12 protein-coding genes are annotated in these 12650 nt (G+C 63.3%); 5 read left to right on the top strand and 7 right to left on the bottom strand.

All coding sequences use genetic code 11. The annotated features are described in order from the left end of the window. Nucleotides 1–48: 48 nt before the first annotated feature. The 6 genes from B5T_RS08250 to B5T_RS08225 form a co-directional block, all read right to left on the bottom strand. Nucleotides 49–969, bottom strand: a complete 921-nt coding sequence (locus tag B5T_RS08250) for an SDR family NAD(P)-dependent oxidoreductase (protein ID WP_014994033.1) — start codon at nt 967–969, stop codon at nt 49–51. A gap of 27 nt (nt 970–996) precedes the next feature. Beyond that, nucleotides 997–2154: an acyl-CoA dehydrogenase family protein gene (locus tag B5T_RS08245; RefSeq protein ID WP_014994032.1), complete on the bottom strand. Its 1158-nt coding sequence runs from the start codon at nt 2152–2154 to the stop codon at nt 997–999. Nucleotides 2155–2156: 2 nt separating this feature from the next. After that, entirely contained in the window at nt 2157–2921 is a 765-nt protein-coding gene (locus B5T_RS08240) for an enoyl-CoA hydratase/isomerase family protein (RefSeq protein ID WP_014994031.1), read from the bottom strand. Then, nucleotides 2921–3988 carry an acyl-CoA dehydrogenase family protein gene (locus tag B5T_RS08235; RefSeq protein WP_014994030.1) on the bottom strand — a complete coding sequence of 356 codons (1068 nt, stop codon included), beginning with the start codon at nt 3986–3988 and terminating at the stop codon, nt 2921–2923. Before B5T_RS08235 ends, B5T_RS08240 begins: the two co-directional genes overlap by 1 nt. A gap of 246 nt (nt 3989–4234) precedes the next feature. Beyond that, nucleotides 4235–5077, bottom strand: a complete 843-nt coding sequence (locus B5T_RS08230; protein ID WP_014994029.1) for a MaoC/PaaZ C-terminal domain-containing protein — start codon at nt 5075–5077, stop codon at nt 4235–4237. Nucleotides 5078–5084: 7 nt separating this feature from the next. Further along, nucleotides 5085–7247, bottom strand: a complete 2163-nt coding sequence (locus B5T_RS08225; RefSeq protein ID WP_014994028.1) for an acetate--CoA ligase family protein — start codon at nt 7245–7247, stop codon at nt 5085–5087. Nucleotides 7248–7633: 386 nt separating this feature from the next. Between B5T_RS08225 and B5T_RS08220 the strand changes: the two genes are divergently transcribed. From B5T_RS08220 to B5T_RS08210, 3 genes are all read left to right on the top strand, one after another. Beyond that, the gene (locus B5T_RS08220) at nt 7634–8470 is read left to right on the top strand and encodes an IclR family transcriptional regulator (protein ID WP_041716939.1); all 837 of its coding nucleotides are present in this window, start codon (nt 7634–7636) and stop codon (nt 8468–8470) included. Nucleotides 8471–8579: 109 nt separating this feature from the next. Further along, entirely contained in the window at nt 8580–8822 is a 243-nt protein-coding gene (locus B5T_RS08215) for a FitA-like ribbon-helix-helix domain-containing protein (protein WP_014994026.1), read from the top strand. Next, complete coding sequence (locus B5T_RS08210) at nt 8819–9241, top strand: type II toxin-antitoxin system VapC family toxin (protein ID WP_014994025.1); 423 nt, start codon at nt 8819–8821, stop codon at nt 9239–9241. The genes B5T_RS08215 and B5T_RS08210 overlap by 4 nt, the downstream gene beginning before the upstream one ends. Nucleotides 9242–9378: 137 nt before the next feature. Here B5T_RS08210 and B5T_RS08205 read toward each other — a convergent pair whose 3' ends face one another. After that, the gene (locus B5T_RS08205; RefSeq protein ID WP_014994024.1) at nt 9379–10401 is read right to left on the bottom strand and encodes an MBL fold metallo-hydrolase; all 1023 of its coding nucleotides are present in this window, start codon (nt 10399–10401) and stop codon (nt 9379–9381) included. A 163-nt stretch (nt 10402–10564) separates the two neighbouring features. Here B5T_RS08205 and B5T_RS08200 point away from each other — a divergent pair, with 163 nt between their 5' ends. Both B5T_RS08200 and B5T_RS08195 read left to right on the top strand, forming a co-directional pair. Then, on the top strand, nt 10565–11524 hold the full coding sequence (locus B5T_RS08200) for a zinc-binding dehydrogenase (protein ID WP_014994023.1): 960 nt from the start codon (nt 10565–10567) through the stop codon (nt 11522–11524). Nucleotides 11525–11766: 242 nt separating this feature from the next. After that, a complete protein-coding gene (locus tag B5T_RS08195) occupies nt 11767–12525 on the top strand; it encodes a class II aldolase/adducin family protein (protein ID WP_014994022.1) in 759 nt (252 codons plus the stop codon). Nucleotides 12526–12650: the final 125 nt, after the last annotated feature.

Below are 12650 nucleotides of genomic sequence, written 5' to 3'. Positions count from 1 at the left end.
AGCTCCTACAGCGGCTTTGTAGCTACATCGGGTGCTGGGAGTGCCCTGTTAAATCGGATCCCAGCTGAACACGTCGCCGCTGCGCTCCAGCGGATAGAAGGTGGACTTCAGTGCCGGGATGGCGTGGTCGGCCACGGTTTCCGGGGTCCAGCCTTCGCCACGATGCACGCTCTTGAGCGGACGGCTCTGGCCCATGGTGAAAATCTCGTTGTTGCGCACGGAGAAGATCTGGCCACTGATGTCCTGGGCCTGATCCGAGGCCAGGAACACCACCAAAGGCGCGTTCTTGTCCGGAGTCATTTGCTTGAGTTTTTCCACTCGCGCTTTTTCTTCGTCGGTGCGGGCGGGAATGGAACTGGTCATGCGGCTCCAGGCAAACGGCGCGATGCAGTTGGAACGCACGCCGTAACGCTGCATGTCCAGAGCAATGGATTTGGACAACGCGGCGATGCCCAGTTTCGCGGCGGAGTAGTTGGCCTGGCCAAAGTTACCGATCAAACCGGAGGTGCTGACGGTATGAATGTAGGCACCACTGTGCTGCTTGCGGAAAATTTCGGCGGCGGCACGGCTTACATAGAAAGTGCCGTTGAGGTGAACGTCCACCACCAGCTGCCACTCTTCCAGTGACATTTTGTGGAACATGACGTCGCGCAGCACGCCGGCGTTGTTGACCACCGCGTCGAGACGGCCGAAGTGATCCTGGGCGCAATCGACGATGCGGCGGGCGCTGTCCCAGTCGGACACGCTGTCGGTGTTGATGACGCCTTCGCCGCCCAGTTCGCGCACCATGGCGAGGGTTTCTTCCGCCGGGCTTTGCGAGCCACCTTCACCGGTGAGGGATACGCCGATGTCATTGATCACCACTTTGGCGCCGGCGGCGGCCGCCGCCAGAACATAGGCGCGGCCTACGCCGCCACCACCACCGGTGACGATGACGACTTTGTCTTCCAGCATGGGTTGTTGTGCCATGATTTCTCTCCCGTTAATACTCTTGTCTCAGGACGGCAGCCCGAGAACGTGTTTGGCCAAAATGTTGCGTTGAATTTCGTTACTGCCACCGTAGATGGTGGTGGGCCGGGACTGGATGAAAATCCCCGCCGGATGCAGATCCGGGTCACCGGGCAAGGGTTCCAGGGTGCCGGCATCCTCGCCGGCGGTGAGCAGTGCCAGTTCGCTGATGCGTTGATACAACTCGGACTGGTGCACTTTCAGCATGGAGACGTCCGGCCCCAGGGACTCGCCGCGTTTCAATTGATCCGCGTAGTGCTGGTAGAGCGCCTTGTGGCAATCCAGGTCCATCGCCAGCGTGGTGTAACGATCCTGGAACAGCGGGTCGTTCCAGACACCGAGCCGGCGCGCCAGACGCTCCACGCGCACCAGGGCGTTGGAAGATTGTTTCGGCGAGCCGAGGAAAATCCGTTCGAAGCCGAGCAGCGCCTTGGCCATGCTCCAGCCCTTGTTGACCTCGCCCACCAGATTGGCCTTCGGCACGCGCACGTCGGTGAAGAACACTTCAGCGAATTCGGTCTGGCGCTCCAGATTGGGAATCGGCCGCACATCAATACCGGGGCTGTCCATCGGCACCAGCAGGAAGCTGATACCCTGCTGTGGTTTGCCTTCACGGCTGGTGCGCACCAGCACGAAAATCCAGTTGGCCTCGGTGGCCATGGTGGTCCAGATTTTCTGGCCGTTGATCACCCACTCATCACCGTCAGGCAGCGCTTCGGTACGCAGGCCGGCCAGGTCGGAGCCGGCGTTGGGCTCGGAGTAGCCCTGGCACCAGATGTGCTCGCCGTTGATGATCTTCGGCAGGAAGTGCGCTTTCTGTTCGTCACTGCCGTAACGGATCAGCAACGGGCCGAGCATGGTGATGCCGGAGTCCGGCAGACGAGCGCAGCCGTAATTTTCCATCTCTTCCATCATCGCCAGCTGCTTGCCGGCGCTGAGCCCCATGCCGCCGTACTCGGTGGGCCAGCCCGGTGCCAGCCAGCCTTTTTCCGACAGCTTCTGGTACCAAGGACGGCAGGGGCCGATGCCCAGCCGGTACGGCGGATTACGGATTTCCTCCGGATAGTTTTGTTGCAGCCAGCGGCGCACCATGACGCGGAAGTCTTCGTCGCTCATGCTGTTGTAGTCGGTGTTTTGCTCAGCCATGTTCAGTTACCTCCGAAGCGGGGTGCGCGTTTTTCGGCGAAGGCGGCTTTGCCTTCCTGGTGGTCGGCGCTGATCAGCAATTGGCTTTGCCAATCCACCTCACGGGTGAAGGCCCATTCCAACTGGCCGGCGAGCATGGCCTTGGTGGCGGCCACCGCCAGCGGCGCCTGATCGTTCAGGGCCTCGGCCTGGTGCAAGGCGGCTTGCAGGGACTGGCCGGTTTCCACCACGCTGTCCACCACACCCAGGCTCAGGGCGTCGGCGGCTTCCAGCCGCTGGTTGTACATCAGGATCTGACGGGCACGGGCCATGCCGACCCGCGACGGCAGGGTGTGGAACAAGCCCAGATCCGCGGCCAGGCCCACTTTGCCGAAGCCCGACTGAAAGCGGGCGTTGTCCGCGGCGATTACCGTGTCGCAGGCCATCGCCAGGGAGAAACCGGCGCCCACCGCCCAGCCTTCCACGGCAGCGATCAGCGGCTTGCCCATGGTCAGCATCTGCTGCACCAGGCGGGTATTGCGACGCATGCGGGTGCGGGCACTGGCCAGTTGGGTTTCGTTCATTTGGCCGATGTCGCCGCCGGCGCAGAAAGTGCCTTCGGCGCCGGTGATCACCACGCAACGCACCTCGGCGTCCTGCTCCGCCGCCAGCAAGGCGTCATAGAGCTCGGCGCGCATTTCCATGGACAGCGCGTTTTTACGGGCCGGCGCATTGAAGGTCAGCACCTGGCAGTTGCCTTCACGGCGAGACAGCAAGGGACCGTTCATCAGGCGTCCTCCTCATCGATCAGAGACATGAAACGGCGTTTGTGGCCGTCGACACCGCCGAAGCGGTTGAGCAGCACCAGCACCTTGCGCGGGAACAAACCGATGTCGGCTTCGTCGGTGTAACCGATGCCGCCGTGAAACTGCACCGCTTCGCGGGTTACCAGCATGGCGGCGGTGGAGGCTTTTACCCGGGCGGTGGACACGGCGCGGCGGATGCGCTCAATGGGAAATTCCTGGTCGATGGCGCGGGCGGCGCTGGTGACCATGGCACGAGTCAGTTCGATCTGGATTTTCAGGTCCACGGCGCGATGCTGCAGGGCCTGGAAACCGCCGATTTCCTTACCGAACTGACGGCGGATTTTCAGATAGGACAGGGTTTCATCGAACGCCGCCTGCATCACCCCCAACAGGTAGGCGGCACACCCCAGGGTGGCGTCTTCCAGCGCGGCGTCCACATCGGCGTTGCTCACCAATTCCCGCACCGGCGTGTTATTGAACTTCAAGGTGGCGACATGGGAGCCGTCCTGCTGCAACTGACGTTCCAGGGTCAGCCCGGCGGCGTCCTTGTCCACCAGCGCCAGCCCCTGGTCACAGGCCACCAGGAAGGCATCGGCGGCGCTGGCCAGGGACACCCGGCGCACCTCGCCATCCAGTGCGTTGTCACGGCACACCGGCGGCTGATCGACGCCCCCGATTCCCGCCGGCAGAATCAGCTGCTCGCCCTGGATATGCGCGGTGGCGGCGGCTTGCGGCAACAGCGCGGCGGTGAGCGCGCCTTCGATCAACGGCTCCGGCACCAGCCCTTTGCCGAGTTCCTCCAGCAGCGCCACGTATTCCAGCATGCCAAGGCCGGCACCGCCTTTTTCTTCCGGCACACGCAGGCCGGTCCAGCCCATTTCACAGAATTCCCGCCAGATCGCGGGGGCCAGGCCAAGGTCGCTGTAGCGAGTTTTACGGGCCCGCTCCAGCGCGCCATGGCGGGACACCAGCGTCACCGCGCTGTCGCGGATCATCCGCACCTGTTCTTCCCGCGCCTCGAGATCCTCTTGGGTCCATTCGATGGTCATTGTTCTCTCCCGAATTTATTTCGCGGCTAAAGCCGCTTCCTGCGAAGCTGCTGTAGGAGCTAGCCGGAGCGGCCCTCCGCCTGCTGGTGAAGAGGGCACAAAGCCAAAAAATTCGCCAGCAAGGCTAGCTCCTACAGATTGCGCTACGAAGCTGCTGTAGGAGCTTGCCCTGCAAGCGAATGCCCCAACGGCGGAGGGCACTGGTTCGCCAGCAGGGCTGGCTCCTACAGAGACCTTGTAGCGACATCAAACAAAATCCAGCTTGCCGTTGTTCACCACCACCACGTCACGCTCCACCACCCGGGCACGGAAGGAACCGTCGCGCCAGATTTCGGTACGGATGGTCTCGCCGGGAAAGACCGGCGAGGAAAAACGCAGCGACAAGGCCTTCAAACGGTCTTCCTGGTAATCCACCAGCTCACGGAACAACGCATGGAAGACCACACCGAGGGTGCACAGGCCGTGCAGGATCGGACGCGGATAACCGGCGGCCTCGGCGGTGGCGGGATTGGAGTGCAGCGGGTTGTCGTCGCCGTTGAGACGGTAGTACAGCGCCTGCTCGGCACGGGTGGGCAGATCCACGCTGATGTCCGGCTCGCTGTCCGGCAGGGTGTGTACCGCGTGCAACGGTTCGCTGTCGCCACCGAACCCGCCCTGCCCGCGCAGCACCGTGGTCATGCCGGCGGTAGCCAACAACTCGCCGTTACCGTCGCGCAGTTCCTTTTCGCTGTACATCAGCGCGTTGTTGCCCTTGTCCACCACACCGGTGACGCGGGTTTCGCCCACCACTTCGCCCGCCACCGGCAGCGGCTTGTGCCACTCAATGCGCTGTTCACCGTGCACCACGCGCACCGCATCGATGCCGGTATCATCACGCGCCACCCAGAAACCGGGATGTCCCAGCACCACCGCGATGCTGGGCAGCGCACGGAAATCCCGGGCGGAATCGACGAAGCGCAGTTGTTTTTCGTCCAGGGAGTCCATACCGAGGCCCACCGACAGGGCATAAAACGCGGTGTCCTTTTCGGTCAGTGTTTGACGTACCTGGGGAATGGGGTAATTGAGCAAATGTTGCGGATCGATAGCCATGCCGCTCTCACTTTTGTTCGTTCAATTGGTCTGTTTTTAGCTGGTCTGTTTTTAGCTGGATCAGCGCGTCGGCGGCGAAGGCACCCTGCCCTTCGGGCATGGCGAAAACCGGATTGATATCGATGGAGTCCAGGCGCTCACCGGCGCCGACGGCGAAGCGGGACAAATTGGCGAGCATTGCCGACAACGCGTCCAGATCCACCGGCGCACGGCCGCGAGCGCCTTGCAGCAGCGGCGCGCCCTTGATCGACAGAATCAGACGGCGAGCTTCCTCTCGGTCAAACGGACAACGCTGGAACACCACGTCCTTGAGCACTTCGACAAAGATGCCGCCGAGACCGAACACCGCCACCGGCCCGAACTGCGGGTCGCGCTGGATGCCCATGAAGCATTCCACGCCGCCGACGATCTGCCGGGCCACCAGCACACCGTCCAGTTTCGCCTCCGGGGCGTGACGTTCGGCGTTGTCCAACAGGGTCTGGAAGCCTTCGCGCACGGAGTCCGCGTCGGCAACGTTCAACAGCACGCCACCGATTTCGGATTTGTGCACGATGTCGGCGGAGGCGATTTTCATCACCACCGGGAAGCCGATTTGTTCGGCGTAGGCGGCGGCCTCCCCGGCGCTGCCGAGCACTTTTTCCGGCACCGCGGGAATACCGTGCGCGGCCAGCAATTGTTTGGCTTCGGCTTCGCCGGGCGTGGCTTCCGGCAAGGTTACCGGTGGCACCGCTTCCCGCTGTGGCAAAGGCCGGGCGAAGGCGTCGCCCAACTGTCCCATGGCCTTGATTACTTTCACCGCGTCGGTGGGGTCTTCCATCAATACGAAGCCGGCCTCTTCATAGGGCTGGTTCTGCTCCGGCTCGCCGATCAGCGACATCACGAACAGGCGATCCGGATGGGCGTCCTTTACTTTTTTCAACTCCGCGCACAGTTTCGGCGCCACCGATGGCACCGTGCCGGCCTGGCTGAAGAACGCCAGCACCGAGGCATAACCGCCGTCGGACACCATGCGCTCACCGAAGGTACCGGCCAGGGTCAGGTCGTTGAGCACCTGGGCGGTGCAGTCCACTGGATTGATCGGGGAACAGAACGGCACCGCGGTTTTCAGGTCGGCCTGGGCCGGTTCCGGCATGGGCGGCATCGGCACGTCCAGCTGCTCGGCCAGGTCGCTGACGATGATGCCGGCGCCACCGCTGATGGTGAGCATGCCGAGGGAATTGTTGGCCGGGTAAATGCGGCGGGTGGCGGTATAGGCCACGTCCAGCAGCTCGGCGCTGCTCTCCACGCGGATTACCGCGTAGTCCGCCAGCATCGCGTCGAATACCCGGTCGTCACCGGCCAGGGCGGCGGTGTGGGACAGGGCGGCTTTCTGGCCCAGGGCGCTGCGGCCCACTTTCTGCAGAATCACCGGCTTGCGCGCGGCGTGCGCGGCTTCCAGCGCGGCGGTGAACGACTCCACGTCGCGCACCGCTTCGGCGTAGGCCATCACCACGTCGATGTCCGGGTTCTCCACCATCCAGCCAATGGCTTCGCCCAAGGTGACATCACATTCGTTGCCGGTGGCGGCGCAGATTGGTGTGCCCAGCCCGCGCGCCCGTGCCAGCCCCAGCAGGTGAGCGCCGTAGGCGCCGGACTGGGAGGCGATACCGATGCGGCCCGGCAGCGGAAAACCGCGTTCCAGGCCGGACATGAAACTGCCAAAGAAGCCGATGGTGCTGTTGAAGGCGCCGGCGGTATTGGGGCCGAGCAAGCGCATGCCGTGGCGGCGCGCGGTGACCAGCAGTTGCTGCTGTAGCGCTTCGCCCTGCGCGCCCACTTCACTGAAACCGGAAGAGAAAATAATGGCGCTGCGTCCGCCCCTGCGGCCCAGGGCATCCACGGTGTCCACCACCTGGGCGGCCGGCACCGCCACCACCGAGGCGTCCGGTGCTTCCGGCAGATCATCGATGCTGGCGTAGGCCGGCAGCCCCTGAATCTCGCTGCGTTTCGGGTTCACCGGCATCACCCGGCCCTGGAACTCACCGCGCAGCATGTAGCTTACTGGCCGGCCACCGATACGGGTGGCGTCGGCGGATGCCCCCACCACCGCCACGGAGCGTGGCTGCAGCAGTGGCGTTAGCGAAGCGAACCGGCCGTTGGTGGTGCCGTTCGCGTGGGTGTCGTCTTGCATCACCGCAAGCTCCTTTCTGATCCTGCTATTTCTGACTGTTCTTATTTACGGGCTGACTCGGGACGCCCACCCCGTCGCCACCGGCGACAACGCCGCCGGGGCGGGGGGATCTTCCCAGGTGAGCGCATGGGAAACGGAGTACAACGATCTTGGCGACAGCGGTACGAGAGCGGGTTATCCGGGCCGGGACCGGCGCCGGGACAAACGGTATAGTGACGACGTGGCCGGGACGGGCCACCGGGGGCATGCGCATCACTCTGCTCTCCCACTTTTGTTGTTCTGTACCGTGGTTTCGAGAACGGCGCCGGGTCATTGCCCGGGCCGGAATTGCGGTTTATGGTAAATTCACTATCCTGAATGTCAATCCTTATTGTGAATACAAATCCATGACATCCCCAAAAGACGAACGTACCGACTCCAGCAACCGGAACGGCGGCAGCCGAAATGGCAGTACCAAGGACGTGGGCGCCGTGGTGAACGCGATCCAGCTTTTACGCCACCTCGCCCACCAGCAGGCGCCGGAGGGCGTGGCCGCCATCGCCCGCGCCACCGGCGTCAGCCCGAGCAGCGCCTTCAACATTCTGCGCACCCTCAATAACGAGGGCTTCGTGCGTTTCGACGAAAGCAGCAAGACCTATCAGCTGGGCATTGGCCTGTCCGAGCTGACCGTTAATCTGATCGGTCAAAGCTATGCCGACCTGATCCAGCCGGAGCTGGAACGGCTGGCCCTGAATCTGGATATCCTGATCGTACTGTGGCGCATCACCCACGATAATCATGTCAGCGTCATCGCCCGCGGCATCCCCAATGTGGCCCATGTGGATGTGCGGCTGGACAGCCGCCTGCCGGAGTTGATCGGCGCCTGCGGCCGCGCCATCGCCGGGGTACGCGACCTGCCCGACGCGGAGCTGCGGCGCCGCTTCGCCCGACTGCGCTGGGAGAATCCGCCCAGCTTCGAGGAGTATCAGCACGGCGTTAAGGAAGCACAGGAACGGGGCTGGGCGCTGGACGACAACTGTCTGTACCGCGGCATCAGCATGGTGGCCAGCGTTCTCAGCGATCACCACAATCAGCCACGTTTCGCCATCTCCGGCATCGGCATCACCGCCCAGCACGACGCTCGCGGCCTGGCCCGGGCCGGCGACGCCATCCGCGACACCGCCCACTTCCTGGAACGCTCGCTGTTTCCCCGCAATCTTAGGGAAAATGCTATCGATGAATAGCATTCAGGATATGGAATAGAAAGTTTGAGCCGGACGTCGGACCCATTGTTATTACCGTCTGGCGTGTTATGCTTTCATTGATATCAATGAAAGCATCCGGAGAACCCTCATGGCCTCCATTACCATCCGCAACCTCGATGACGAATTGAAAGCCCGGCTGCGCTTGAGCGCCGCTGAACACGGCCATTCCATGGAGGAAGAGGTAAGGCAGATCCTGCATCGTGCCCTGGAGCCGGGTTCGGATACCGGTCTTGGCACCCGCATCCGCGAGCGCTTTGCCGCCTATGATGCCGAACCGCCGGAGTTCGAACGGCGCCGGGACGCGCCCCGCGATCCTGGTCTGGATCAATGATTGTCCTGGACACCAATGTGCTGTCGGACTTGATGCGGCCGGCGCCCGACCCCCGGGTAGTGGCGTGGCTGGACCGCCAGCCCGGCCGGGATGTGGCGGTTACCAGCATCACCGTGGCGGAAATACTGCATGGCGTCCGCCGCTTGCCCGCCGGGCGACGCAAGCGCCAGCTCACGGACCTGTCCGTAGATTTGTTCAACGAGGAGTTCGCCGGCCGCGTGCTGCCTTTCGACGCCCCGGCCGCCGCCCACTACGCGGAAAAACTGGCGGCCTGCGAAAAACGCGGCCGGCCCGTGCACATGGCCGACGTTCAGATCGCCGCCATCTGCGAGCGGCACGGCGCTGTACTGGCCACGCGCAATATCAAGGATTTCGAACCCTTGGGGGTGTCTTTACTGAATCCGTGGATGGCGGGTTAGGTCACTGCCCTGCAAGCTTCCCCCAAAAAGACGACGGAGCCGCTGTAGGAGCTTGCCCTGCAAGCGAATTCCTTCGCCGGAGAAGCTCCATTCGCCAGCAGGGCTGGCTCCTACAGTGGCGTAGCCAGCCCAGCCCATCAGGCGGCGTAGTAACGCCGCCCCTGGCGGTCGGCGCGCGTGGCGCGGCCGTGGGCGTGCAGGCAGTTGAGGTGCGCGATGCTCTCCCCCATGGCGAACATCATCTGATTGTTGTCGAGCTTGCGGTTAAACAGCAGCGGCAGCAGATCGTAAGCGGTCATCGGCACTTTCTCGCAGGCTTCCTCGGCCACGCTCAACTGTTCGTCATGGTGCTTGACCAAAGCATCAATGCGAGCGTGCAGACCATGGAAAGCCAGGCCGTGGGCCGGCAATACCAGACTGTCTTCCGGCAGTGCGTTTTTAATCGCCGTCAATGAATCGACGAAAGCGCTGACCGGGTCATCATCCGGGTCGCGCGCGTGCACGGTAAGGTTACTGGAAATACGCGGCAGCACCTGATCGCCGCTGATCAGCACGTGGTCGTGCTCGCGGAACAGACAGGCGTGCTCCGGCGCATGCCCCCGGCCAATGTACACCCGCCAGGTTTCACCATTAACCTGAATAGCGTCGCCGGCGGCGATGAACTCCGGGGTCGGTGGCATGATCGGCACCACTTTTCGGAAACCGTTGCCACGGCCGCTGAGCGCATCCAGCGGCTCCCCATGCAGACCGTGCAGCCCCATGAAGCGGCGCACGTCCTGGCGGACGGTCTCGTCCTCGGCGGAATGCAAATGATTGAGCAGTTCCCACTCCCCGCGCGTCATGCGCACCGGCGCTCCGAAACGTTGCGCCAGCCAGCCGGCCTGGCCGACATGGTCCGGATGGTAATGGGTGACGATGATGCGGCGGATCGGCCGGCCTTCCAGGGCGTTGTCGAACGCCTCGGCCCAGATTTTCTGGGTGTGGCGGGTACCGAATCCGGTATCGACCAGGGTCCAGCCGTCCCCATCCTCCAGCAACCACAGGTTAATGTGGTCCAGTGCCAGCGGCATGGGGAAGTACAACCAGTACACCCCCGGCGCCACTTCCAGACGCTCGCCGGGTTGTGGCGGTTGCGAAAACGGATACTGCAATTCGGACATGGGGTTCTCCCGAAGACCACTTTGTCGTTATTGTGTTGACCCAACCTCAGGGACGAAATCAGATGGAAAGGTGAACCCAGTATACCTATAGAATCCCTCATTTTCTTCCCTTCCAGGGTTCAAGGGAAGCACGGGGATTCACTCATAACGGAGAGAGCTATCCATGCAAGCGTGGCAGATCAACGATGGCACCATGGCCCTTGGCCCCTTTGATACCCCGGAACCGGCGCCGGATCAGGTGCGTATCCGAGTGCGGGCGGTGGGTATCAATCGCGCCGATATCCTGCAGGTGAAAGGCATGTATCCGGCACCCCCGGGCTTCGACCAGCGGGTGCCCGGGCTGGAATACGCCGGCGAGGTGGATGCCGTGGGCAGCAAGGTCACCCATCGTCAGGTGGGCGACCGGGTCATGGGGCTGATTCCCAGCGGTGCCTACGCGGAATATCTGGTGGTGCATGAAGATGAACCTTTGACACTGCCGGACAATCTGGACTTCGCCACCGGCGCCACCATTCCGGAAGCCTTCCTGACCGCCTATCGGGCGCTGTTCCTGGACGGCGGCCTGCAACCGGGGCAATGGTGTCTGATCCGCCCGGCCAGCGCCGGCGTCGGCCTCGCCGGCACCCAACTGGCGGCGGCGCTGGGCGCACGGCCGATCGGCTCCAGCCGTAACCCGGCTAATCTGCGCACCGCCGAAGGCATGGGGCTGGTGGCCACGGTCACCGAGGACGACACCCTGGCCGAGCAGTTGAAGAAAATCACCGGCGACGGCGTGGCGGTGATCATGGATATGGTGGGCCCGGACTGGAGCCAGGTGCTCAAGGGCCTGCGCACCGAAGGCACGCTGAGTCTGGTGGGGGTGCTGGGCGGTGCCCAGACCATGATGGATCTGCGGCCGTTCCTGCAGCGCCGTCTGAAGATCACCGCCATGACCATGCGCAGCCAGACCCTGGACCGCCGCATCGCCATGGCCGGCCTGTTCAACGACCGCCTGGCGCCGCTGTTCGCCGCCGAACGGCTGCGTCCGTTGCCGATGGAGACCTTTGCCTTCGATGATGCTCTGGCCGCCCATCAGCATATGGTGGAAGACAGCTTCAGCGGCAAGCGGGTATTGGTGTTGTAGGGCACTCGCCGGCACGCCATTCGCTTGCAAGGCAAGCTCCTACAGTGGCTTCGTAGCTCGGTCTGTAGGAGCCAGCCTTGCTGGCGAATGGGCTCCACGCCTGCAGGGCAGGCTCCTACGGACAGCGGCCTTGTAGCAACGAGTTGGGACACCCCCGCCGACTCCCTACTCCATGGTATGGCCGCCACCGCCCGGCCCTGCTATATTCCCGAAACGCAATTTCATAATAATGAGGTGCCGCAATGTCTCAAGCCACCGCCACCGCCCGGCCGCAAATGACCGAAGCCGAGTGGGAAGTTCGCAAGGACCTGGCCGCCGCTTATCGTTTGGTCTCGCTCTACGGCTGGGAAGATCTGGTGTTCACCCACCTGTCCGCCCGTGTACCGGGACCGGAGCATCACTTCCTGATCAATCCGTACGGTATGTTGTTCGATGAGATCACCGCCTCCTCCCTGGTGAAAGTGGACCAGGATGGCGAAATCGTCGATCCCGGCGCCACCAACCGGGTCAACCCGGCCGGTTTCACCATCCACAGCGCCGTGCACATGGCCCGCGAGGAAGCCGGTGCGGTGTTGCACCTGCACGCCGCCGACGGTGTCGCCGTGAGCGCGCACAAGAACGGCCTGCTGCCGTTGAGCCAGACCTCCATGCTGTGTCTGGACCATCTGAGCTATCACGATTTTGAAGGTGTGGCCCTGAATCTGGACGAGCGCGAGCGTCTGGTGAAGGATCTCGGCGACAAGAACCTGATGCTGCTGCGCAACCACGGCACTCTGAGTGTGGGCAAGGATGTCGGTGAAGCCTTCACCTACATGTACTTCCTGATGAAGGGCTGCGAGATCCAGGTGCGCGCCATGGCTCAGGGCGAGACGTACCAGCCTTCCGCCGAAGCCATCGCCACCACCTCCGACCAGTCCAAGAGCCTGGGCATGGCCAGCAAGCTGACCTGGCCGGCCCTGCTGCGCAAGCTGGAACGCGCCGGCAGCGACTACGCGCGCTAAAGATATCGCAGGCACGCTTACACGCAACACGCTGGCACGCAAACCCTTGGCCTGCTTGCGCGGTCACGCCGACATCTATTCAGGCGGGATCGCGGCTCGTGAGCCACGATTGGCGTGTTGCGTGT

The organism is Alloalcanivorax dieselolei B5 (assembly GCF_000300005.1).
GTDB classification, from domain to species: Bacteria; Pseudomonadota; Gammaproteobacteria; order Pseudomonadales; family Alcanivoracaceae; genus Alloalcanivorax; species Alloalcanivorax dieselolei.
This window is presented reverse-complemented; position numbering and strand designations above follow the sequence as displayed.

Excerpts from the sequence above, each read along its gene's own strand:
- B5T_RS08240 (WP_014994031.1), bottom strand. The coding sequence starts at position 2,921 with ATGAACGGTCCCTTGCTGTCTCGCCGTGAAGGCAACTGCCAGGTGCTG.
- B5T_RS08195 (WP_014994022.1), top strand. The coding sequence starts at position 11,767 with ATGTCTCAAGCCACCGCCACCGCCCGGCCGCAAATGACCGAAGCCGAG.
- B5T_RS08250 (WP_014994033.1), bottom strand. The coding sequence starts at position 969 with ATGGCACAACAACCCATGCTGGAAGACAAAGTCGTCATCGTCACCGGT.
- B5T_RS08205 (WP_014994024.1), bottom strand. The coding sequence starts at position 10,401 with ATGTCCGAATTGCAGTATCCGTTTTCGCAACCGCCACAACCCGGCGAG.
- B5T_RS08225 (WP_014994028.1), bottom strand. The coding sequence starts at position 7,247 with ATGCAAGACGACACCCACGCGAACGGCACCACCAACGGCCGGTTCGCT.
- B5T_RS08245 (WP_014994032.1), bottom strand. The coding sequence starts at position 2,154 with ATGGCTGAGCAAAACACCGACTACAACAGCATGAGCGACGAAGACTTC.
- B5T_RS08210 (WP_014994025.1), top strand. The coding sequence starts at position 8,819 with ATGATTGTCCTGGACACCAATGTGCTGTCGGACTTGATGCGGCCGGCG.
- B5T_RS08220 (WP_041716939.1), top strand. The coding sequence starts at position 7,634 with ATGACATCCCCAAAAGACGAACGTACCGACTCCAGCAACCGGAACGGC.
- B5T_RS08235 (WP_014994030.1), bottom strand. The coding sequence starts at position 3,988 with ATGACCATCGAATGGACCCAAGAGGATCTCGAGGCGCGGGAAGAACAG.
- B5T_RS08200 (WP_014994023.1), top strand. The coding sequence starts at position 10,565 with ATGCAAGCGTGGCAGATCAACGATGGCACCATGGCCCTTGGCCCCTTT.
- B5T_RS08230 (WP_014994029.1), bottom strand. The coding sequence starts at position 5,077 with ATGGCTATCGATCCGCAACATTTGCTCAATTACCCCATTCCCCAGGTA.
- B5T_RS08215 (WP_014994026.1), top strand. The coding sequence starts at position 8,580 with ATGGCCTCCATTACCATCCGCAACCTCGATGACGAATTGAAAGCCCGG.